19 protein-coding genes are annotated in these 22247 nt (G+C 48.4%); 13 read left to right on the plus strand and 6 right to left on the minus strand.

Going from position 1 to position 22247, the window contains the following annotated elements:
• The first annotated feature begins 11 nt into the window (after window positions 1-11).
• The 4 genes from HQN90_RS32250 (at window position 12) to HQN90_RS32265 (ending at window position 8877) form a co-directional block, all read left to right on the plus strand.
• A complete protein-coding gene (locus HQN90_RS32250) occupies window positions 12-1106 on the plus strand; it encodes a glycoside hydrolase family 88/105 protein (protein WP_173226711.1) in 1095 nt (364 codons plus the stop codon).
• Between the two features lie 92 nt (window positions 1107-1198).
• Window positions 1199-6469, plus strand: coding sequence for a bacterial Ig-like domain-containing protein (locus HQN90_RS32255; RefSeq protein ID WP_173226713.1), 5271 nt, complete (start codon window positions 1199-1201; stop codon window positions 6467-6469).
• Between the two features lie 682 nt (window positions 6470-7151).
• Entirely contained in the window at window positions 7152-7865 is a 714-nt protein-coding gene (locus HQN90_RS32260; protein ID WP_173226715.1) for a metallophosphoesterase family protein, read from the plus strand.
• Window positions 7866-7956: 91 nt separating this feature from the next.
• The gene (locus HQN90_RS32265) at window positions 7957-8877 is read left to right on the plus strand and encodes an AraC family transcriptional regulator (RefSeq protein ID WP_173226717.1); all 921 of its coding nucleotides are present in this window, start codon (window positions 7957-7959) and stop codon (window positions 8875-8877) included.
• Window positions 8878-9103: 226 nt separating this feature from the next.
• Here the strand turns inward: HQN90_RS32265 and HQN90_RS32270 are convergent, their stop codons facing one another.
• Together HQN90_RS32270 and HQN90_RS32275 are read right to left on the minus strand one after the other, a co-directional pair.
• The gene (locus HQN90_RS32270; RefSeq protein WP_173226719.1) at window positions 9104-9460 is read right to left on the minus strand and encodes a DoxX family protein; all 357 of its coding nucleotides are present in this window, start codon (window positions 9458-9460) and stop codon (window positions 9104-9106) included.
• Window positions 9461-9491: 31 nt separating this feature from the next.
• Window positions 9492-10259, minus strand: coding sequence for a DODA-type extradiol aromatic ring-opening family dioxygenase (locus HQN90_RS32275; RefSeq protein ID WP_173226721.1), 768 nt, complete (start codon window positions 10257-10259; stop codon window positions 9492-9494).
• Window positions 10260-10422: 163 nt separating this feature from the next.
• Between HQN90_RS32275 and HQN90_RS32280 the strand changes: the two genes are divergently transcribed.
• The gene (locus HQN90_RS32280) at window positions 10423-10755 is read left to right on the plus strand and encodes a winged helix-turn-helix transcriptional regulator (protein WP_275942641.1); all 333 of its coding nucleotides are present in this window, start codon (window positions 10423-10425) and stop codon (window positions 10753-10755) included.
• A gap of 59 nt (window positions 10756-10814) precedes the next feature.
• On the opposite strand, the gene HQN90_RS32285 is transcribed toward HQN90_RS32280, so the two are convergent.
• From HQN90_RS32285 to HQN90_RS32300, 4 genes are all read right to left on the minus strand, one after another.
• Window positions 10815-11198, minus strand: a complete 384-nt coding sequence (locus tag HQN90_RS32285; protein ID WP_173226723.1) for an ArsR/SmtB family transcription factor — start codon at window positions 11196-11198, stop codon at window positions 10815-10817.
• Between the two features lies 1 nt (window position 11199).
• A complete protein-coding gene (locus tag HQN90_RS32290; RefSeq protein ID WP_173226725.1) occupies window positions 11200-11625 on the minus strand; it encodes an SRPBCC family protein in 426 nt (141 codons plus the stop codon).
• A 25-nt stretch (window positions 11626-11650) separates the two neighbouring features.
• Window positions 11651-12031 (minus strand): VOC family protein, encoded by a 381-nt coding sequence (locus tag HQN90_RS32295; RefSeq protein ID WP_173226726.1) that lies wholly within the window; start codon window positions 12029-12031, stop codon window positions 11651-11653.
• 193 nt (window positions 12032-12224) lie between these two features.
• Window positions 12225-12557 (minus strand): histidine phosphatase family protein, encoded by a 333-nt coding sequence (locus HQN90_RS32300; protein ID WP_246362946.1) that lies wholly within the window; start codon window positions 12555-12557, stop codon window positions 12225-12227.
• 253 nt (window positions 12558-12810) lie between these two features.
• Here HQN90_RS32300 and HQN90_RS32305 point away from each other — a divergent pair, with 253 nt between their 5' ends.
• The 8 genes from HQN90_RS32305 (at window position 12811) to HQN90_RS32340 (ending at window position 22172) form a co-directional block, all read left to right on the plus strand.
• Window positions 12811-13797, plus strand: a complete 987-nt coding sequence (locus HQN90_RS32305; protein WP_173226728.1) for a Gfo/Idh/MocA family protein — start codon at window positions 12811-12813, stop codon at window positions 13795-13797.
• Between the two features lie 661 nt (window positions 13798-14458).
• On the plus strand, window positions 14459-15760 hold the full coding sequence (locus HQN90_RS32310) for an LLM class flavin-dependent oxidoreductase (protein WP_173226730.1): 1302 nt from the start codon (window positions 14459-14461) through the stop codon (window positions 15758-15760).
• A 24-nt stretch (window positions 15761-15784) separates the two neighbouring features.
• Window positions 15785-16627 (plus strand): sulfurtransferase, encoded by an 843-nt coding sequence (locus tag HQN90_RS32315; protein ID WP_173226732.1) that lies wholly within the window; start codon window positions 15785-15787, stop codon window positions 16625-16627.
• Window positions 16628-16738: 111 nt separating this feature from the next.
• Complete coding sequence (locus HQN90_RS32320; RefSeq protein WP_173226734.1) at window positions 16739-17359, plus strand: thioredoxin family protein; 621 nt, start codon at window positions 16739-16741, stop codon at window positions 17357-17359.
• Between the two features lie 12 nt (window positions 17360-17371).
• Complete coding sequence (argH, locus tag HQN90_RS32325) at window positions 17372-18877, plus strand: argininosuccinate lyase (RefSeq protein WP_173226736.1); 1506 nt, start codon at window positions 17372-17374, stop codon at window positions 18875-18877.
• 114 nt (window positions 18878-18991) lie between these two features.
• On the plus strand, window positions 18992-19933 hold the full coding sequence (locus HQN90_RS32330; protein ID WP_173226738.1) for an amidohydrolase family protein: 942 nt from the start codon (window positions 18992-18994) through the stop codon (window positions 19931-19933).
• Complete coding sequence (locus HQN90_RS32335; protein WP_173226740.1) at window positions 19930-21303, plus strand: extracellular solute-binding protein; 1374 nt, start codon at window positions 19930-19932, stop codon at window positions 21301-21303. Before HQN90_RS32330 ends, HQN90_RS32335 begins: the two co-directional genes overlap by 4 nt.
• Entirely contained in the window at window positions 21303-22172 is an 870-nt protein-coding gene (locus tag HQN90_RS32340; RefSeq protein WP_173226742.1) for a carbohydrate ABC transporter permease, read from the plus strand. The genes HQN90_RS32335 and HQN90_RS32340 overlap by 1 nt, the downstream gene beginning before the upstream one ends.
• The last annotated feature ends 75 nt before the right edge of the window (window positions 22173-22247 follow it).

Here is a 22247-nt window from a genome sequence, read left to right on the forward strand (position 1 = left end):
GGGAATTCATTATGACGCAACACGATGTAAAATCACCTATCGAATGGGCCCAAGCTGCCTGCGATTCCATTATGAGCACCTACACACCTATGGAGCTGCCGCCTGCGGGGCGCTGGCATTACCATCAAGGTGTATTTTTGTGCGGTATGGAAATGTTGTGGGAAGCTCAGCAGGACGATCGTTATGATGCCTATATTCAGGCGTACGTTGATGGCTTAATTGATGAGAACGGCAATCTTTACTTCGCACGGGATGAGCTCGATGCGGTGCAAGCGGGACTGCTTTTGTTCCGATTAGAGAAGAAGACAGGCCGCAAGAAATATCGGCTTGCTGCTGATAAGCTAAGAAGCTTGCTGAACACGCTGAATCTGACGTCTGAAGGTGGATACTGGCATAAAGACAAGTATGCCTACAACATGTGGCTGGATGGTTTGTATATGGCAGGCGTGTTCTCTTTGAAATATGCAAACGCCTACGGAGACCCTGCTTTGCGGGAAACTGTGCTGCATCAGGAAGCCTTGATGCGCAAATATATGAAAGACGAAGAGACGGGGCTGTACTACCATGCCTGGGACGAAAGCCGAGCGATGCCTTGGGCGAACCAAGAAACCGGATGCTCGCCGGAATTCTGGGGACGTTCGCTTGGCTGGTATGGTCTGGCTGTGGCGCAATTTCTCGATGAGCTGGCAGCGGATGACCCAGGCCGCGAAACCTTAGTGAACTCGCTGCATGATTTCGTTCATGCGTTGATTCGTTATCAGGATGCGGAGAGTGGACTGTGGTATCAAGTCGTCGATAAAGGGGATCAGCCTGATAACTGGCTCGAAACCTCCTGTACGAGTCTTTTCGTCTACACGATTGCCAAAGCGATTAAGCATGGCGTTGTCGGTCAAGAGTGTGCGGCTGCTGCTGTGAAGGGATACGAAGGACTAATCCGCACGTTGCAATTCGATGAGCAGGAGCGGGTGATATTGCCGCTGATCTGCATCGGAACGTCGGCTGGGGACTACGAGAACTATGTGACGCGTCCGACCAGTGAGAACGATCTGCATGGCGTGGGAGCTTTCGTTATGGCGTGTGTAGAAGTGCAATCATTAGTCGATTAAAGCTTTCAAGAAACGAACAGACGCAACAACTGATCACACAGCTGTTAGTCGTCTGTTCTTTTTTAAATAAAAATAAGAAGGAGCAATGAGACTTGATTAAGCAAAAACGGTGGATGGCATTTCTAATGTCAATGGTATTGTTGTGTTCGATGCTTCCAATGGCAGTGTTTGCTGCTGGACCAGCGATAAGCATTCCAAGCGGCAGCAGCTGGCTGGGAAGCGTGTTTGGCGATCTTGGCGGAGCGCCGACCGATACGAATTTTGCAATTACAGAAGATGCGGCCAAGGGAACGGTAGTCCTGAAAAGCACTGGCGATAAAGGTAAAATTGCCACTAGTACAAGCGCCTCCGAAGGAATGGCGTATTATTATCAAGGCATTAGCCAAACGGATAACTTCGAGCTGTCGGCCAAAGCTACAGTCAATACGTGGACAGCCAACGGTCAAGTTTCCTTCGGTATCATGCTGCGCAGCAATAAGCTGGATAATGCCTCTCAGTCATCCTACACGGGTGATTATGTCGCCGTAGGCGCACTGGACCAGAAGATGGAAGCTTTTTATAAACAAGGCGTTTTCAATAGCTCGACGAATCCGGTGAAGAAGATCACCAATTTCAGCGCAACTGCTCCGGGAGTAGGCATTGGCTATGAACTCAGCATCAAAAAATCCGGCAATGTCTTCGTCGTGAGGATTGATAACGAAACAAGGGTTATCGACAATTTTACGGGAAGCCTTGCGTATGCGGGTCTTTATGTAGCCAGAAATACGACGGTTACCTTCAGTGATGTCACGTTCACCAAGGATACGAGGTCTCCAATCCAATTAAAACTTGATTATTCCGCAATGAAAACCGATTATTTCGTAAGTGACAGCCTGGATCTAACCGGATTAAAAGTTACGGCGGTATACCCGGATAACCTTGAGAAGGAGCTTACGGCAAATGATTATATTGTCTCTGGATTTGATAATACCAAGGTAGGAACCAGTTCCATTCTTGTCCATTTCAATGGACAAACGGCGGCTGTTCCCTTACAGGTTAAGCCTTTAATCGTTACGGCTTTGGACATTCAATATCTCCCTGCCAAAACGGATTATTACCTTAACGAGGCTTTTGATCCGCAAGGCCTGACGGTGCTTGGACAGTATAACTATGGCAATGAGTGGGTGGTGCTGGGAAGCGGCCAATACGCTTTTTCCATTCCGGCTCAAGATGCAACCGTTTTCAATTCTACGTATCAATTCAAAACGGCTGGTCTAAAAACGGTAACAGCGAGATCCACCGTCACTTCAACCACCTATAAGACGTTCGATGTTACGGTTAGAAATGCACAATTAACAGGTTTGGATATCCAGCCTCCGCATAAGACGATGTATTTTGTCGGGGATTCCTTTGTACAAGACGGTTTAGCCGTAACGGGGAATTATAGCGACAATTCCAAGGAAAGGCTTCTGCGAAGCGAATATACGCTGACAGCGCCTGATATGAGTTCAGCAGGAACGAAAGTTATCGAAGTTTCTACCTATAAAGGTGCGCCCAAAGGCACTTTCAGCATCACAGTAAATCCCCAAGCGATCGTAGGCAGCCAAGTTACAGCGTATCCGAAAACGACCTATCTGATTGGCGAAGCTTTTGACCCAGCGGGCTTGGAGATATCAACGGTGTACAGCAGTAAGCTGGAGAAGCTGCCAGTTGGCCAATATACGCTAAATCTCGATGCTTTCGACAATACGAAGGCTGGTGTATACGAGATCCCGATTGTTCCTGTTCATACAGCGATTCCGCCAACCGTGCTTAAAGTAACCGTGGCTGAACCAAAGGAGTATGCGTGGAAATCGATCCGGTTTGGTCAATCCACGTCGAGTACGAATAACACGGTCACATTGAATGAAGATGGTTCTGTCAAGCTGGTGGCCTTAGATGGGGGCGGTAAAATAACCGGCGATCACGACGGTATCACCTTCTACTACACAGAGCTGGACGCGGTAGAAGATAACTTTGAATTATCGGCAGATATTAAAGTAATCGCTTATGCCAAAGAACCGCATGACGGTCAAGAATCCTTTGGAATTATGGCGAGGGATGCCATTGGTATGCCTGGGGACTCCAGTGTATTCGCTTCGAACATAGCGGCTATCGGCGGCTATAGTGGTGGCACGACTAAACCGAACGGGACGCAGTTGTTCGTCAGAACAGGCGTTACCGCTCCGAATGGCGGCAGCCAAGGGATACAAAACAGCATGCTAAGCTCAGTTAAACCAGCCTTAAGCAACACCTATCCCGCAGCCAATTATAAGCTCACGCTGATCAAAACGAACAATGGTTTCACGGGCCGTTTAAATAATGGGACTGAGGACAGCTTCTATGTGCCGGATATTATGACGGTGCAAGATGGCAGCAAGATGTATGTTGGCTTCTATACAGCACGTCTTGCGACGATTGAGGTAAGCAATAAGCAATTGAAGGTGACGGCTGCTGAGACTGATGCTCCGAGAAAAGAACCGGCTAAATCAGCGGTCACACCTGATGTTAACTTTGAAGGGCTAACGCGGACTTCCTTGACGGCCTACTCGTTAGGGCTTAAGTCGAATGTAGACGGCAAGGTTACAATCAAAAGAGGATCGAGCTTTATCGCGCAAGAAGCGGCTATGCAGGCAGGGAAGACGTTAGCCTTGGATACAACGGTTACCGCCAATACGTATACGAACTTTAGCGCGGTTTTTGTACCTGACGATACGCAGTCTCTGACTTCCTATGATAAAATCGTCAAAAACCTCACGGTGGATATGAAATCCTTCGATAACGGTGACATTTATGTTTCGCCGGCAGCAACCTCCACAAGCGGTGGTGATGGTACAATGGGCAACCCGCTTGATCTGGATACGGCGATTGATTACGTCAAGGCAGGCCAACACATTCTCCTGTTGGATGGGCATTACGTGCGAAGCACCAAAATCAACATCCAAAAAGGCAACGACGGGACAGCCGAAGCGAGGAAGTACTTGATCGCAGCCCCAGGTGCGAAGCCAATCATTGATTTTGACAAAAAATCAGAGGGTGTTGTGCTGAGCGGCCATTACTGGCACGTAAAAGGTATTGATTTTACCCGTTCAGCGGCTAATACCAAAGGCTTTACCGTTGGCGGCAGCAACAATATCGTGGAAGGCAGCAGATTTTATGACAATGGAGACACAGGTCTGCAAATTAGCCGTACAGATGAGTCGGAGTCGAACAAGGCGCTGTGGCCTTCCAACAATCTTATTCTTAACTGCGAATCCTTCGATAACGTGGATCCCTCCAATAATAATGCGGATGGCTTTGCTGCCAAGCTGACATCGGGTACGGGCAACATTTTCAGAGGCGATATTTCGCATAATAATATTGACGATGGCTGGGACTTGTACACGAAGGCAGGTACGGGCGCTATTGGCTCCGTTCTCATCGAGAACAGCATTGCCTATCAGAATGGCACTTTAACGAACGGCCGTGTCGGTGAAGGTGACAAAAACGGCTTTAAACTTGGAGGTGAAGGCATCCATGTACCGCATGTTATTCGTAACAGTCTGGCTTTCGGCAATGGCGCATATGGCTTTGCGAGCAACAGCAACCCGGGTGTTAGAGCGGAGAGTACGAACATTGCGTTCAACAATGCCAAAGGGAATCTGAATTTTACAACGTACTCGGGCATTCAGACCGATTTTAGAATTGATGGCTTTATTTCTTATCAGAAAGATTACACAGCCAAAGATAACTATCCAGCACAATTAAACTCAGCTGCGAATTACTTCTTTAATGGAACAAAATCACTCAATCAATTAGGGGATCAGCTAACCGATGCTAACTTTGCGAGCTTGGTGCCGGTGCTGCCATATTTGAGAGATGTTGACGGCAGCATTATTCGGGGGGATTTCCTTAAATTACTGACAGGCAAGCCAGATACGCCGGATACGCCGGATACGCCGGATACGCCAAACACGCCAGACACACCGGATACACCGGATACACCGGATAAACCAGACACACCGGATACACCGGATACACCGGATAAACCAGACACACCAGACACACCGGACACACCAAGTACCACAAACACCTCTTCGGGATCATCAGGTGGAGGCGCGGGTTCGGGTTCTGTGGGTACAGTGGAAATTGTGCCTGGCGGAGTGTCTATCACAAGGCAGGCGATCAACATGGTAATAGCTGGGAAAACCGTAGCTACCGTTGTGATTGACAGTGAAGCTTTGACCAAAGCTATCAAGGCGCTGGAGAACAATGAGGTTGCGAACCGGACTGTCTTTATTGAAGTGAACAGCACCGAATCAGCAGCCCGGGTGGAAGTTCCGGCAAGTGTCTTGCGCGGAGCAGCGGTGACACTCTCGATAAGAGCGAATGGTGTCGCGTACCATCTGCCTTCCCAAGTGATCGATGTCGATGCTTTAGCCAAACTGCTGGGAATCGATGCGGCGGGCGTGACTTTGGCTGTTGAAATCGAGCGAGATGCAGCCTCGGATTCATTACTTGCGAAGATCAAAGATCAGGGTGTTGCCCTTCTTTCCAACCCAGTTGCCTTTCATCTTTCGGCTGAAGGCAATGGCAAGGCGATTGCGGTGAACGATTTTGGGCGTACCTATGTAGCCCGCAGCCTGATGTTGGATCGAACCGTTGACGCTGATCAAGCGACGGCGGTACTGATTCATCCGGAAACAGGGGAATTGACGTTTGTTCCAGCTATTTTCCGCGAGGCAAACGGCAAAACAGAAGTGACCCTGAAGCGCCCTGGCAACAGTCTGTATGCGGTTGTTCAGTCTTCGGCAAGCTTCGAGGATGTGAAAGGACATTGGTCCCAAGCCGATGTGGAATTGCTGGCTTCGAAGCGGGTCATCCAAGGCGTATCTGCCCATAGCTTTGCGCCGAATGCTCAGATTACGCGTGCTGAATTCGCAGCCCTTCTAGCCCGGGCGCTTGGCTTAAATGAAGAAACATCCACGCGCTTTTCGGATGTGCCAGCAAACAGCTGGTACGCAGGGACCGTGGGTGCATCGGCTAAGGCTGGCATCATTGAAGGCTTTGAAGATAGCTCGTTCAAGCCAAACGAGCGGATTACGAGAGAGCAGATGGCAGTCATGATCAAGCGAGCAATGTCGTTCGCAGGTAAAACGACTGTAGTAGATCTCAAGCAGCTAGACAAATTTAGCGATAGCAAGGAACTGAGCGCATGGTCGAAAGATGCTGTAGCTGGGGTGGTAAGCGTAGGGATTGTCAATGGAGCAACGGCAACAACCTTTGTCCCGGCAGCTCTTGCGACCCGTTCGGAAGCCACTGTGATGCTGAAAAGACTATTGCAACATATTCAGTTTATTAATTGATTGGAAGAGGGCGCCCATGGGGCGTCCTTTTTGCTGCTTCTCTGAGAGGGGCGAAGTTTCCCGCTCGTAGGTGTGCTGAGCCTGCCGAAAAGACAGTCTCAGCGGAAGAAAGGCCTTCTTCGCGCGCCGAGCCGGCGAAAAAGGCCGTCTCACCGCGGGAAGGAGGCGGAATTTGCGCAAATGCCCGCTGAGCCCGCCGAAAAGGCAGTCTCCGAGGCAGAAAAGCCGCCGCCGCGCGCCGAGCCTGCGAAAAAGGCCGTCTCGCCGTGCGAAAGAGGCGGAATCCGCGCAAATGCCCACTGAGCCCGCCGAAAAGGCAGTCTCCGAGGCAGAAAAGCGTCCGCCGCGCGCCGAGCCTGCGAAAAAGGCCGTCTCGCCGTGCGAAAGAGGCGGAATCCGCGCAAATGCCCACTGAGCCAGCCGAAAAGGCAGTCTCCGAGGCAGAAAAGCCGCCGCCGCGCGCCGAGCCTGCGAAAAAGGCCGTCTCACCGCGCGAAAGAGGCCTAATCCACGGCCATCACGAATAATCCTCTGTCAGGGGAATCTGTATCTAGCAAAATAAGGAATCCCGCACAAAGCAAATTATGATAAGATATACTATTAGAAAAGCTAATTTATAGTGTTAGGTCCTGCTAGAAAAAGGGAATCTTGGTCCAGAACTCACTATCAGGAGGTACCAGATATGAAACGAACGTTAGTCATCAGCGATATTCATGGCTGTGTGGAAGAATTCAAACAATTGCTGGATACAGTAATTTTTAATGCGGATGAGGACAAGCTTGTATTGCTTGGCGATTATGTAGATCGAGGGCCGGCTAGCCGGGAAGCGGTAGAATTCGTTATGCATTTGGTGCGGGAAAAAGGCGCCATAGCGCTCAAAGGAAATCATGATCAGCGATTTGTGGATGTTCTGGGAGGCGTAGACTCGCTTACAGAAATGAAGTTTTTCGAGCATGGCGGTATTCAGACGTTTAAAAGCTTCAGCGGTGCGGATAATCTGGATATTAAGCAATCCAAAGAGCGGATTATTGCTAATTGCAGCGACCATATTGCCTTTCTGAACAATCTTCCGCTGTATTACGAGGACGAGACCCATATTTATGTTCATGCTGGACTGAACCCTGCCTATACGGATTGGAAAACCCAACCGGAGCGGGACTTTTTGTGGATTCGGGCGCCTTTTGTCCAGCAGCGGACCGTCGTTAAGAAAACCGTCGTATTTGGGCATACGACCACCAAGGATATTCATGGCAAAGCCGATGTATGGTTTGATCGTGATAAAATCGGCATTGATGGCGGGTGCGCTTACGGCATGCAAATCAATTGTTTGGAGATTAAAGGTAAAAACAACTATAAGACCTATTCGGTTGCTTCCAAAGGCAGCTGGAAATCATAGATAGCGGCTTAAGTACTTTTTAGCAAGAAACATCAAGAAGCATGAGTTGAAATAGCGTAAACTTTCTATAGAATGCTGGAGGGGGCGCAGGATGGACGCCGATTACTATGTGCGGATTCAGAAGACTTTGGACTATATCGAAGATCATCTTTCGGCGCCTTTGTCTTTAGAGTGCTTGGCACGCGTGGCTTGCTTCTCTGAATTTCACTTTCATAGAGTCTTTCAAATCATAGTAGGAGAAGCTGTGATGGAGTATGTTCGGAAAAGAAGATTAGCCAAAGCGGCCTATCAAATTGCACATACCGATACAAGGCTCATCGATATTGCCCTCGACAATGGGTTCCAGTCCCACGAGAATTTCACTCGAGCATTCAAAAAAATGTTTGAACGCACGCCGCTTGCCTACCGCAAACAAGGTATTGTGACGCCTGTTTATGCCAAGGTGAATGTGCTGCAAAAGAAATTCAATCCCTATTTAGGAGGAATACGAATGGAATATCAACTGAAGACAAAGCCTGCTTTCAAGCTGATTGGGTATGAGCTGCGAACGACCTGTAAAGATGGGCAGAACCTCCGTGAGATTCCGGCTTTCTGGACCTCATATATCCAAGAAAATAAAGGAAGCCGCATCGGCAATCGTGTCCACGCAGACTCGCCAATTGAGCTGGGGCTTTGTACGGATTTCGATATGGAATCAGGGGCATTGTCTTATATCATCGGGATGGAGGCGACAAGCTTCGAGGGTGTGCCTGCCGATTTGGTATGTCGGGAATTTCCGGAAGCGAACTATGCTGTGTTTACGACGCCGAAGGTTGCGAAAGAACAGTTCGCGGCTTCGATACAGAGCACATGGAAGGCTATTTTCGCAGAGTGGTTTCCTCATTCAGGTTATGAGCATGCAGGCGGAGTGGAGTTTGAACTGTATGATGAGCGCAGCGATCCATTCCAAAATGAGCAGGTCGAAATGGATATTTATATCCCGATCAAGAGCAAATCAGATACATCCGTGTAACGAAACTAGCATGATTTGTCATAGAAATGAAATCTTGTTTTCATCTTAGTTTAAGGTTCGGAGCCTATAATGAAATTCGACCCCCTTTTAAATATATATATACTTAAGACCTGCGGCCCGTTGCTGTGGGTCTCTTTTTTTGCTTGATCAGCTGTACAAAATAAAAAAGGCTTCTCCCACGCACCTCACCAGAGGATCGCGGGAAAAGCCTGCAAAACGTCTTGCATTAAGCGCGCTTGGAACGCCCAATGACGACAATCAAAGCTAGGATAAGGAGGATCAACGGCATCGCTGCTACGCTCATGCCTTGGCCTGACTTCAGATGCGTCAGCATAGCTCCGGCCATAATGACGACAATCACACCTGCGGAAGAGAAGGCGATGCGCGGCTTCCAGAAGCCGATGACAAGCCCGATGCCAGCGAGCAATTCAATCGTTCCGACGACGTACATGAAACCAATTCCGTACCCATAGGTCGTGGTGAAAGCTTCCACCTGCATCGGAACTGCGGTTACTTTCATAAATCCAAACATTAAATAACTAAGGGCTAAGATAGCCTGAAGAATACGAGTAACCCACTTCAATGCAGAAACACCTCAATTTTCATTTGATTCCTTAAAAGGAAACGGATAGATAGCTAAGCGATCCAACTTCATAGCTGCGATGAATGACCTGCGGTGTGCGAGACGGATCTCCGCTCCCCATAGCCATATAAAGCGGAATGAAATGCTCCGGTCTTGGTACGGCCATTCGAGCATTGGGAGCTTCGCTGGCGTAGTTGAACAAGGCTTCCAAGTTCTGAGCTTGCATGTTGGTTATGAGCCACTCGTCGAAATCAACAGCCCAAGCATCCGGCTCTTTGGCTTCCCAATTAAGAGCGCGCAAATTATGCACGGTAGCGCCGCTTCCGATAATCAAGATATCTTCTTGATCCAGGCCGCGCAGCGCTTCGCCGATGCGGTATTGCTCCGCCGGAGGCAAATACGGATTGACGGAGATTTGAATAACCGGAACGGCAGGTGTCGGGAACATTCTTAGAAGAGGAACCCACGAGCCGTGATCAAGCCCGCGTGCAGCGTCCAGATTCACAGCGATGCCCTTGGCTTGAAACCGTGCGGCAATGTGGCTGGCCAGCGCTTTATCGCCTTTGGCTGGGTATTTGATTTGAAACAGCTCGTCCGGGAAGCCACGGAAATCGTAGATCGTTTCATACACATCGTCGGAAGCTGAAATCGTCAGAACCTCTGTTTCCCAATGAGCGGTGAAAATCACAATGGCTTTCGGTGAAATGGATTTGCCATATTCGAGCAAAAATTGCGTACAGGCGGTATCCTGGATAGCCATCATAGGTGAGCCGTGCCCAACAAAAATAGGTGAAATCATAAGTAAACACTCCCCTTTAAGTTACAATTAATCACTTAGTTACTTTATGTAACTGATATTACGATATAATTTAGGTTTCGTCAAGTAACTAAATTACTTTTTGTAACCTTGTATATGGATGGCAACTTCCTCTATAATAAATAAAGATATAGAGGTGATAATGATGGAACAAATACCAATGCCAATGCCAATGTGTCCCCGTTTCGAGAAAGCTGTCGAAATTCTCAGCAAACGCTGGACATCGCTCATCGTTTTTCAATTGCTGTCCGGCCCGCAGCGGTTCGCCCAGATCGACCATGCTCTGCCGAATATTAGCGGCAAGGTCTTATCGGAGCGGTTGAAGGAGCTGGAGCATGAAGGTATTGTACGAAGAGTAGTATTCCCGGAAATTCCGGTCCGTATTGAATATTCCCTATCTGAGAAAGGGCGGGCATTAGCTCCGATTTTTGGAGAGATCGCGAAGTGGTCTTCCGAATGGCTGCCGGCTCCGGAATAAGGGCAACGATAAAAAAAGGTCATCCACCTGCTCAGCAGCAGGTAGATGACCTATTCGTCTTATTCAGGTTGATTCGGGTCAACGATTTCCAAAGCAGCAAAAGAGTTTCCGCCGCTGGTTTCATCGTCAGCTTCCACAAATCGTTTCAGCACGTTTAATTTATTTTCCCAATAACGCTCATAATAAGCTAACCAACGCTTCAATTCCATGAGAGGCTCTGCCTCCAGCCTATAGCGGGTCTCGCGGCCAACCTTGCGCTCTTTCACGAGGCCGGCATCGGCGAGGATGCGAAGATGCTTGGACACCGCGGTGCGGCTTATGGGAAAATGCCCGGAGATGACCGTGACCGGCATCTCTTGTTCACCTAACAGCTGCAGCACCTGACGGCGTGTCGGATCAGCAATGGCCTGAAAGACATCATGTTTCTGCGATGGGACAGCCATCTTAGGCCTCGACGTAAGCGGTAAGCGCCTTCGCCAGTCCGCCCCAGCCCTGCGACATAATCTCGCGAACAATCGTGTGTGGTTGACCAAATTCAGTAACCTTGTTCACATCCCAGCCGGAGTGAGTGAGCGTGAACTCTGTTTGGCCGTCCAGCTCTGTTAATTCGAACGTGAGGGACCAGTCTTTGCCCCATTCGAACGACAAGCGGTTCGGAGGAGTGACTTCTGTTACTTTACAAGGAGAATTGCCGAATGGACCAGCTTCCAAAATGAATTCATAGCCAAGCTCAGGCTTGAAATTATTAGGCATGAACCAAGCCGCAATGCCTTCCGGCGTTGCAACGGCGTTCCAGACCTTTTGAATAGGCGCGTTGAAAACGATCGTTTGCTTAATATCCGGCAGTGTAGGTTGTGTTTGATTTTCCATAAGTTGAAAAGCCTCCAATGAGTGATTAAGATTTTGTTTTAACCTTGTCTTGATGACGCAAACGCAATGCAGACCATTTCTCGTCTACGGCGACATTGCTTACAATTGTGTAAGGGGAAATCTCTTCAATTCGTCTAAGCAAGCTGTCACGGTTGATGTCTGTCTTCACCTTCGAGCTTTGCTTCGGATACGTAATCCAGACGACAGCATCCTCGTTCAGATAAGAGATCACTTGCGGTGTAAGTTCTATGACTTCAGCCGCATTATTGACGAAAAACTGAATGAAATCGTAAGTTCCGCTCGGCTCCTCGGAATCTTCAATGCCAAGCTTGTAGCCTTCCGGTGCATGAAGCACGAGGGCTCGTCCTTGCTTATAGCGCAGCTTCTTCAGTAATTCCTCTTGCATCGTTCGTCATTCCTTTCGTTCATTCACAACGCGTATTGTACCCAGAATGAAGTGATGTGTTGCATTGAAGTGAGAATGCGAAACCTTTTGGTTACACAAAGGATTATACGAAACCTTTTGGTTTCGTGTCAAGAGGGTTTTTCACCGCCAAAGCCGATCCGCTTTAACGAAGATCAGCTCCTGAAATTCTATTTTATAAATATCCGGCATGGCCGTTTCGCAGTACTTTAATGGCTCTTTTTTGAGCGGAGAAAGTTGATTCACCCTCAGGGAATGCATAATGAATATCCGTATATAATTTCAGTTTTGCGTCCTTGAACGTCCATTCGCTGATCTCACCGAGTTCTCGTTCCTTTAGATCTTCAAATAAGAGAATCTCCTTCTCGCCAGCGGCAGCTTGAATCGTTTGGATCGCTCTTTCATACGGACTTGAACAGAAAACGTCAATGTCTTCCTTTTTCAAAATTTCGCTTACTTGAAGGGAGTCTAATCTTCCTTTCTCAGATAATCCTCGCGTTCTCTCCATACCTTCTATGTAAAGTGACTCTGCATGTCTTACGAAGTAAACAAACGTGTTTATTTGTAATCCCTACCTTCAAATGTAGTGGTGAATCACTTCGTTATCCCGAATCGGTTCTGCCACACCGCTTTTACTACAATCATTGGGCATTTCCGGCAAAATGTCTATAGTAGAACTCATGAAACAACGCCAAGTTTTTTCAACACCCTCTGAATCATGATATAGTGAGAGAAACATAGAGTGGAGTGAGGGAGAATTTATGATACGTTTTGCTGTTATTGGTACCAATTGGATCACAGAAGAGTTCATTCACGCTGCCCGTGAGACGGGAGAGTTCGACTTAACTGCTGTTTATTCGCGTACGGAGGAGAAAGCGGCGGAGTTTGCTCAGAAATTCGACATTACACATCGATTTACGGATCTGGATGCTTTCGTGCAGAGTGAGGAATTTGATGCTGTTTATATTGCTAGTCCTAACTCACTGCATGCGGAGTATGCAATTCATTGTATGAACCATGGCAAGCATGTGATTTGCGAGAAGCCCGCGGCGTCGAATACGGCTGAGCTAACGGCGATGATTCAAGCTGCGCGCAGCAATGAAGTTGTGTTCATGGAGGCGCTTAAGTCTACACTGCTTCCGAATTTTAAGGCTATTCAAGACAATTTACATAAGTTAGGTAAAATACGGCGTTATTTTGCAAGCTATTGCCAATATTCCTCACGCTATGATGCGTATAAGCAAGGGACCGTGCTCAATGCGTTTAATCCGATTTTCTCTAATGGATCGATTATGGACTTAGGTGTCTACTGTATTTATCCGTTAGCGGTTCTCTTTGGTGCGCCTGACCGTGTGCAAGCTAACGGCGTTTTGCTGGAATCGGGCGTGGATGGCGAGGGCAGCTTGCTGCTGAGCTACAAGGAAATGGATGCGATTATTATGCACTCGAAAATTTCGAGCTCCTACCTGCCGGCAGAGATTCAAGGTGAGAACGCGACAATGGTGATCGACAAAATTAACCAGCCTGAGAAGGTGGAAATCCGCTATCGCGACGGTTCTGTCGAAGATCTGACACAGGTGCAAGCCGCTCGCAATATGCGATATGAGGCAGAAGAGTTTATCCGTTTGATTAAAACCAAAACGTTGGAATCTGCAACGAATTCCCATGCGAATTCGCTGATTACGGTGGGGATTATCGATGAGGCGCGGAAGCAGATGGGCCTTGTGTTTCCGGCTGATCGGAAATAAAGTCTGCTGAGGTCTGCTGGGGATTCGCGGTTGTGATTTTCTCGCGGGAAGAGAACAGGTCTTACCTACGCTGAGAGGGAGGGAACCGGAACTATGATCCTCTATCTCGGGGAAAAGGGGCATGTAGGTGGGTTAGGCGGAACTGAGATCCTCTATTTGAGAAGAATAGAGCGTTTTGGAGGTGAAAGCCTGGGAATAGGGGAACGTAGTTCCCTATCAGTCGATATTTAGGCAGTTTAGGCTGATTTAGCGTACTGTAGTTCCGTTTGAGCTGGAATTCAGCTGAAAGGTGATTGCGGGAGAACGCTTCGCCAGTCTCAGGAAGTAATTATACCGGAACCTTCAACTTCCACTTTTAAAGTGGTGGTTGAAGGTTTTTTTTGGATTTTACGCAGAGAGGAACAGCGAATATTCTATGCGAGGCAATAGGGTCTAAAGGGTGGCATAGGCGGAACTGTTGAGACGACTATATTGTGTGGTTTTCACAGAAACAGCGGATCTACGATCCCCTGGAGCCGAATTTGTCTGGTTGACGGAGTAGGATAATTCCGACTATTCCACTAAACTTTGTTTACAAAGCGAGTGGAAATATTTACAATTAAAGCACGAGGGATCTTTTCACTCTGATAGTCCATTTCATTTACAGGCAAAGGTGATGATTATGAGTACAACAAATCGAAGAATGATTCTGAATCTCATGCTGCACAATGCCGGATCACATCGGGGAGCATGGCGTCATGCGAGCACGAAAGTTGAGGAGATCCATGACATCAAGCATTTCCAGCGGCTGGCGCAAAAGGCGGAAGCTGCACGAATCGATTCGCTTTTTCTGGCCGATGGCTTGTCGGTTGAAGTCAAAGCTGTTCAGCATGGCCCCATATTTGGTTTTGAACCGTTAACGTTATTATCTGCAATTGCGGCGGTGACAGAGAACATTGGATTGATCGCTACCATGTCTACCAGCTTCAATGAACCGTATAATGTGGCGAGATTGTTCGCATCACTTGATCATATTAGCGGAGGGCGCGCGGGGTGGAATATGGTGACGACGGGGGTGCAGCGAACAGCGCATAATTTCGGGATGGAGCAGTTGCCGTCTCATTCTCAACGCTACGCGAGAGCGCAGGAATTTGCCGATGTCGTGCTCAAGCTGTGGGATAGCTGGGAAGAAGATGCCCTTGTTCAAGATAAGGTATCGGGTATTTATGCGAATGCCAATAAGGTCCATGATATTCATCATCAGGGGACCTACTTTACGGTGCGAGGTGCTCTTAACATTATGCGCCCGCCGCAAGGCAGGCCTATTCTTGTGCAGGCAGGCGCTTCAGATGAAGGTAAGAATTTGGCTGCGCGCTATGCCGAGCTTATTTTTACGGTTCAGCATACGATCGAGGAAGCCAGGCTTTTTTATCAAGATGTGAAAGCAAGGACGGCGAAGGAGGGGCGCTCTCCGGGCAGCATCAAAATTTTACCTGGTTTGCATGTCATCGTGGGGGCAACGGAAGCTGAAGCCAGGGAGAAGGCAAGCGAGCTAAGTGAGCTGGGCTCCATCGAACGTTCCGTAATGTCCCTGTCCAACCTGCTGGGAATCGACTTTTCGGTGTATGCGCTCGATGACCCTTTCCCTGAACTGCCGGAATCAACTCAAGTCAATGCGTATCAAACTTTCTATCAAATGGTGCTTAAAATTGTGCAAAAGGAGCAGCTGACGCTGCGGGAATTTTTGACGAAACATTGGATCGGAAATGGTCAGCTCTGTATTGCGGGTACGGCCGAGCAAATAGCCGACGTGATGGAGGAATGGTATACGACCGGTGCGGCGGATGGCTTTAGTGTGATGCCTCAGCTGTCTTTTGGGGGCGTGGAGGATTTTCTGGATCGGGTCGTCCCAGAATTGCAGCGAAGAGGCTTGTTTCCGGAATCCTATACGGGCCGTACATTGCGTGAGAATTTAGGTCTATAATAGGGAAAAAAGGGGGAATTAGCTATGACCATTGCTAATGAGTACGAACAGTCCGGTTATCCTAACCAACAGTTGCTGGTCGATGCCCAGTGGGTGAAAGATAACAGCAGCAACCGAGATATCGTTGTTTTGGATACGCGAACGCAAGGCTATGAATCCGGGCATATCCCTGGAGCTATCAGCTTGCCTGTGAAGGTAGTAAAGGATGCAGAACGTTCTGCCTTCGCTGCTCCAGAAATTATTCAACGCGAGCTTCAGAAACGCGGAGTTAGTGGGGATACAACGATTATCGTGTACGACGATGGAGCGGGTGTTTTTGCGACGCGCATCTTCTATGTGCTGGAATATTTCGGGCTGAAGGATCGCGTGAAATTGCTGCACGGCGGATACACCGCTTGGCTTGCAGCAGGCAATGCGGTGTCAACACAAGCTGCAGAGGTAACAGAAGGAAGGATTAATCTGGCTGCTCAAGATCAGCTAGTCGTTACCAAAGAGAGTATACAAAAGGGTGTGGATAACGCCATTTTATTGGATGCTCGCTCAGCGCTCGAGTATACGGGTGCCGATCAGCGTACGAATCGGAAGGGCGGCCATCTCAAGGGCGCGGTTCATAAAGAGTGGAAGGATGCGCTAGGCCCTGCCGACGGCAACGGTATTGTGCATTTCAAGGATTACACAACATTAAAGCAAGAATTCGAAACGCTTGGCGTGCGACCAGGCCATACGATTATTCCTTATTGCCAATCGAATCAGCGGGGAGCACACACGTATTTTATTTTACGATTAATGGGTTATCCAGATATTCGCCCCTATGAGGGTTCATGGGATGAGTGGGGAAATGATGAGCATACGGAATGTGTCCGATGAAGGTTGAATAGAGAAGATCTATTTGACAGAATTTAGGGGGCGGTGTTACCATTCGTTAATAACCAAGTAAACAAATTGGAATTTAACAAATTGGCAACAGGAGGATGACCGATGAGCATTCAAAAAGTAACGGGCATTTCGCAAGAACGCAGGGAAAGAGCGTTTGGGGAAGCTTTGTCGTATCCGCAATTTATTGCAACTGCCCAAGTAAATGTCGACAGGCTGCAAGACAATTACGATCATTATGCATTAAGTGAGCAAGAGCTTGCCTATTTCGCAGGGCTGGCTGAGCCTGTTCATGTGTTGGTTCTGGCTCATGACTGGTGTGGAGATGTTGTTGCCAATTTGCCGCTGTTTGCCAAGATTGAACAAGTGACAGGCAAGCTGAAGCTGCATATTTTGCTGCGTGACCCGGATAACCAAGATATTGCCGCCGCTTATTTGCAAGAGGATGGAAAAAATCATATTCCTACTTATGTCTTTTTTGATGAAGCGGGGGAAGAACTTGGCGTATTTATTGAACGCCCTGATGTAATAACGGCTCGTATTCGAGATTGGAAAGATGAATTCTGGGAGCAGCATCCGCAGTGGCAGGGGCGGAATCTATCGCTTGCAGAATTAGATGAAGATGTGCGCAAAGCTTTTCTCGATTATTTGAAAGAGCAGCGTCCCAAAGAACGCAATCAGGAGCAAACGGCCATTATTGAATTTTTGCGCACGATTCTTAACTAGGAGGAGTTTCCGATGCCTAATCCAGCAGCTCCGGCATTAGATCAGAATCATGCTTTCCCAGGCAAAACGTATGCGGAAGTGGTGTTAAGTCCTGCCTACGACCACGCCAAAGAGCAATTGCTAAGCCCGATGCTGGACATTCACAGAGCCCATTTGATTATGCTTCGCGAACAATCTTTAATTGATGAACAAGATGCCGACGCCATTGGGCGCGCTCTCCAAGCGTTAGATGCCGAGCGGCTTCGCGGAGCTTCCTATACGGGGGAATTTGAGGATCTGTTTTTTGAAGTGGAGCAGGAGCTTCACTTGTTGGCTGGCGAAGCGGCAGGCAATCTGCACATCGGGCGCAGCCGCAATGATATGGGGATCGCGATTTATCGGCTCACGCTAAGAGAAAAGTTGCTGCATACGTTGGAATCCGCCTTATTTCTGGAAGAGCATCTGCTGCAGTTTGCGCGTTCGCATGTGGATACGATCATGATTGGCTATACGCATACCCAGCAAGCTCAGCCAACAACGTTAGGCCACTATACGGCAGCTGTATCGGATAGTTTAAGTCGCGATATTCGCCGCTTGCAGAATGCGTATGCGAATTGCAACCGCAGCAGCATGGGAGCGGCAGCGTTAACGACATCCGGATTTCCGCTTAACAGGCAGCGGATGGCCGAGCTGCTGGCTTTCGATGGTCTGATCGAGAATGCGTACGATGCCGTGAGCGGAGCCGACTATGTCGGTGAAATCGCCACGAGTGTGCAGCTTGCAGCGATTAATCTGGGTCGTTTCATTCAAGAGCTGCTGCTGTGGAGTACGCAGGAATTCGCGGTGCTGCAGGTGGCGGCGCCCTATGTGCAAATTAGCTCGATCATGCCGCAGAAACGAAATCCGGTTTCGATTGAGCATATGAGGTCACTCTTGTCCAGTTGTGTTGGTCTTACACAAACGGTTTTAAGTATGATACATAATACACCTTTCGGCGATATTGTTGATACGGAAGACGATATGCAGCCGTACGCCTGGAAAAGTCTTGCCGTTCTCTCATCGGTGTATCGGCTCTTGGCGAATGTGATTGTAACGCTATCCATCAATAAGGAGGCGCTGGAGGCCAGAGCAGAAGCAAGCTTCTCTACCGTCACGGAGCTGGCAGATACTTTGGTGCGGGAGGAGAAGCTTTCCTTCCGCACGGCCCATCATATCGTCAGTGCTTCTGTGCGCAAAGCGCTGGCTAATGGCAATGACAAACGATTCTTGACCTTGGATGTGCTGAACGAGTCAGCGCTGGAGGTCATTGGCAGGAAGTTGTCATTCAACGAGGAGACACTAGCGCTGGCATTGAACGCCAAACATTTCGTTCAGATCAGGACATTGATCGGAGGACCCAACGCCAATGAGGTGGAGCGGGCCTTGCATGGACAGACACAGCGATTAAATCATGATCAAGCTTGGCTCACCGATAAAAGAAGAGCCATACGCGCCGCACAAGAGGACGTTGAGCGCGAGCTTCAAAAGCTGTTCCTATAAGAATTGACCGGACACCCGGAGATGAGTTTTCTTCTGTTGAGAAGATAGGGCACATCTCCTTTTTGTTGTCCAAACCTACCCTTATGACCAAGAGACACAGAAGGAGGAAATACCATGTTGTTTAAAAATGGTTTCAAAGTGTTTGATTTGCACGCTCATCTGCCTTACCCATGGCCATGGGCGGCGCGAAACGAATTTATTGAGCTTCACAAAGCGGAGCGCAACGAACGCATGCGGCTCACCTGGGATTTCCCCAACCAGCCTGATTCAGAAGAGGAAGCGAGCCGTCCGCTCGTTGATCGCTGGATAGATGAACTAGATCGCCATCAGATTGGCGGAATCAATTTCCTTACGGCCTGGAGCAATGATGACCTCGCTGCGCAAATACAGCAATATCCAGATCGCATGACGGGCTTTGCCCACCATGCGATAGAGGAGCCGAATGCGGCTGAGGAGCTCCAGAGAGCCGTGGACGAACTTGGCTTGAAAGGCTACAAGCTCTTTGGTCCTTTAGTGGAGCTTCCTTTCCATGATCCGAAACTGACCCCGGTTTGGCGCTTTTTGGCGGAAAGAAAGCTGCCGGTGTTGATCCATTTTGGATTATTAGGTCATACGGGGGGCATTGCGCAGCATTTGAACATTAATCCTTTAGCGATCTTCAATGTAGCCAGGGAATATCCAGAAATTCCATTCATTATTCCACACTTTGGAGCTGGTTACTTCCAAGAGCTGCTGCATTTGTGCTGGAGCTGCCCCAATGTGCATATTGATACTTCGGGGTCCAATCAATGGATTCGCTGGAGTCCTTATGAATTGACACTGGAGACGTTATTTCGCAAGACGTACGAGCTAATTGGCCCAGAACGTATCCTTTTTGGAACGGATTCCAGTGCGTTTCCGCGAGGTTTCGTGAACCGTTATTTGCAGGATCAAGTAAGGGTAAGCAGAGATCTGCGTTTTTCGGAAACAGACATCGAGCTTATTTTTGGAAATAATGCCAGAAGACTGCTGAATATCAATCAACAAACACTTGTAAGTGGAGGAGAAAGAAGATGACAATCCATAACCGCGCAGCCAAGGGTGCGATCGTTTCATCCCTGGGTTTTGTAATTTTGTTAACCGGATGCTCAGCAGGAGGCAGTAAACCAGCTTCGACGTCAGTCGCATCCAGCGCTGCTCCTAGTGCAACTCAGAGTGCTGCGGCAACCGCATCCAGTTCAGCTGAAAAGGTGACCATCGAATACTGGCAGTATCAGTTTCCCGCAAAGGTCGACCTGATCACAAAACTAATCGCCGATTTTCAAAAGCAAAATCCGAATATAGAGGTCAAGCAGACGAACTTCCCGTATGATCAGTACAACGAAAAAGTAGCCACGCTCGTTCCAGCGGGGAAAGGTCCGGATGTTATCAATCTGTACTATGGCTGGCTGCCCAAATACGTTGCATCCGGCTATCTGCAGCCTTTGCCGGACAGCGCCTTCTCCGAGGATAAAATCAAGGCAGAGTTCTTCCCGTTCGTGGACACAGCGAAGCTGAACGGCAAATATTATGCGATTCCGACAGCCGTTCGGACGCTCGCTTTATTTTACAATAAAGATCTATATACCAAAGCTGGGCTTGATCCGAACAAACCGCCTGCGACGTGGGAAGAACTGGTTTCACAGGGCAAGAAGCTGACGGAAAAGGATAAAAACGGCCAATACGTCGTAGAAGGACTTGCTTGGCAGCCGAACGCTCAATTGCATCACTGGTACCGCGATGCGCTCGTTTATCAGGCTGGCGGCAAAGATATCAGCGATGATCGACGCAAAGTTTTGTGGAAAGAAACGCCTGCTGGCCTAGAAGCATTCAAATATTTAGTTGACCTGTCATTTGTCCATCAATTGGGCACCAAAGACTTCTACAATGATGATATTACAGCGTTCAAAGGCGGCCATGCGGCAATTACCATTGACGGCTCCTTTCAGCTTGGATCTATCAAGAAGGATGCCCCAAACTTAAATTATGCCATTGCCCCTCTGCCTTCGTATAAAGATAAAGCGACACAGGTGTCCTTCTGGGCGAATGCCATCACCAAAAACGTGCAGGGCAAAAAGCTTGAAGCCGCAACGAAGTTCTTGCAATTTCTGACAAGCAAAGAAGTACAGGAGCAGTGGGTTGAGAAGGTGGGGGAACTCCCGGCCAAGAAAGATGTAGCTCTGCAAGATATCTATAAAAAGGATGAGAAGCTGGGGCCGTTCATTAGCCAGCTGTCTTATGCGCATGCGCACTATTTTGTAGATGAGAAATTGGAAAAAGACTATTTCACGGATGCTGTCGATCAAGTGGTATTGAACAAAGTGCCTTACGACAAAGCTTATGACGAGCTCGTTGCCAAAACGCAAAAGCTATATGACGAGTATTGGGCCAAACAGGATAAAAAATAATGGTCAGGCATAAGTATGTCTTCGTCTACAGCTGCTTGCTGATTCCATTATTGTTTTTTCTATGCATTCGTATCGCGCCTATCCTGTATTCGTTCAACATCAGTCTGCGGGAGTGGGATATGCTGTCGGAAGAAAAGCCCTTCATTGGGCTGCAAAATTTTGTTCAGCTGTTTCACGATGAGATCTTTCTCATTGCCTTGCGGAACACGGTTAAATACGTTGTGATTGGTGTGCCGGTACAGCTGCTGGCCGGTCTCGCTATTGCGCTTTTGCTGCAGCGGGTGAATCGGTTTAAAGGTTTATTTCGCACCTTGTATTTTATCCCTTATGTCACGAGTGTTGTAGCTGTTAGTTGGGTGTTTCGCTGGACGCTGTTGAAGAATGGCATTGTGAATGCTTGGCTGATTAAGCTTGGTTTGGAACCGCAGCTCTTTCTCGGTTCGCCTTCCCAGGGGATCTATGTCGTCATAGCCGTTATGATTTGGCAAAGTGTCGGTTTCCAAATGCTGATTTTTCTAACAGGCTTGGAGACGATCCCCAAATCCTATGAGGAAGCGGCGGCCATTGATGGCGCGAATAGTTGGCAGCGATTGTGGCATATCACCTTGCCTCTGCTGAACCCAGTCATTGTATTTTCGGTTGTCATCGCTAGTATAAGTTTCCTGCAATCTTTTACGCAGATCTTAAATATGACGGGCGGAGGGCCGCTGAACTCCACCATTTCTATGGTGCTTTATATTTATAATTTGGCTTTTAAGCATTTCAAAATGGGGGAGGCCGCTGCAGCAACCATCATCCTGTTCGTCATCATTCTCTCGTTGTCCCTAATCCAAATGAAAGTGCTGAACAGGCGAGTTGATTATGAGTAAAGGAGGCGAGGGTTCTGCGTAAAGCAGCTTGGTATTTGCTGTTGAGTGTGGGCAGTATCGGGATGATTTTTCCGC

Source organism: Paenibacillus alba (assembly GCF_013204855.1).
GTDB classification, from domain to species: Bacteria; Bacillota; Bacilli; order Paenibacillales; family NBRC-103111; genus Paenibacillus_E; species Paenibacillus_E alba.

Excerpts from the sequence above, each read along its gene's own strand:
- HQN90_RS32290 (WP_173226725.1), bottom strand. The coding sequence starts at position 11,625 with ATGGAAAATCAAACACAACCTACACTGCCGGATATTAAGCAAACGATC.
- HQN90_RS32250 (WP_173226711.1), top strand. The coding sequence starts at position 12 with ATGACGCAACACGATGTAAAATCACCTATCGAATGGGCCCAAGCTGCC.
- HQN90_RS32310 (WP_173226730.1), top strand. The coding sequence starts at position 14,459 with ATGAGTACAACAAATCGAAGAATGATTCTGAATCTCATGCTGCACAAT.
- HQN90_RS32305 (WP_173226728.1), top strand. The coding sequence starts at position 12,811 with ATGATACGTTTTGCTGTTATTGGTACCAATTGGATCACAGAAGAGTTC.
- HQN90_RS32315 (WP_173226732.1), top strand. The coding sequence starts at position 15,785 with ATGACCATTGCTAATGAGTACGAACAGTCCGGTTATCCTAACCAACAG.
- HQN90_RS32295 (WP_173226726.1), bottom strand. The coding sequence starts at position 12,031 with ATGCAAGAGGAATTACTGAAGAAGCTGCGCTATAAGCAAGGACGAGCC.
- HQN90_RS32285 (WP_173226723.1), bottom strand. The coding sequence starts at position 11,198 with ATGGCTGTCCCATCGCAGAAACATGATGTCTTTCAGGCCATTGCTGAT.
- HQN90_RS32340 (WP_173226742.1), top strand. The coding sequence starts at position 21,303 with ATGGTCAGGCATAAGTATGTCTTCGTCTACAGCTGCTTGCTGATTCCA.
- HQN90_RS32320 (WP_173226734.1), top strand. The coding sequence starts at position 16,739 with ATGAGCATTCAAAAAGTAACGGGCATTTCGCAAGAACGCAGGGAAAGA.
- argH (WP_173226736.1), top strand. The coding sequence starts at position 17,372 with ATGCCTAATCCAGCAGCTCCGGCATTAGATCAGAATCATGCTTTCCCA.
- HQN90_RS32300 (WP_246362946.1), bottom strand. The coding sequence starts at position 12,557 with ATGGAGAGAACGCGAGGATTATCTGAGAAAGGAAGATTAGACTCCCTT.
- HQN90_RS32260 (WP_173226715.1), top strand. The coding sequence starts at position 7,152 with ATGAAACGAACGTTAGTCATCAGCGATATTCATGGCTGTGTGGAAGAA.
- HQN90_RS32330 (WP_173226738.1), top strand. The coding sequence starts at position 18,992 with ATGTTGTTTAAAAATGGTTTCAAAGTGTTTGATTTGCACGCTCATCTG.
- HQN90_RS32275 (WP_173226721.1), bottom strand. The coding sequence starts at position 10,259 with ATGATTTCACCTATTTTTGTTGGGCACGGCTCACCTATGATGGCTATC.
- HQN90_RS32335 (WP_173226740.1), top strand. The coding sequence starts at position 19,930 with ATGACAATCCATAACCGCGCAGCCAAGGGTGCGATCGTTTCATCCCTG.
- HQN90_RS32280 (WP_275942641.1), top strand. The coding sequence starts at position 10,423 with ATGGAACAAATACCAATGCCAATGCCAATGTGTCCCCGTTTCGAGAAA.
- HQN90_RS32265 (WP_173226717.1), top strand. The coding sequence starts at position 7,957 with ATGGACGCCGATTACTATGTGCGGATTCAGAAGACTTTGGACTATATC.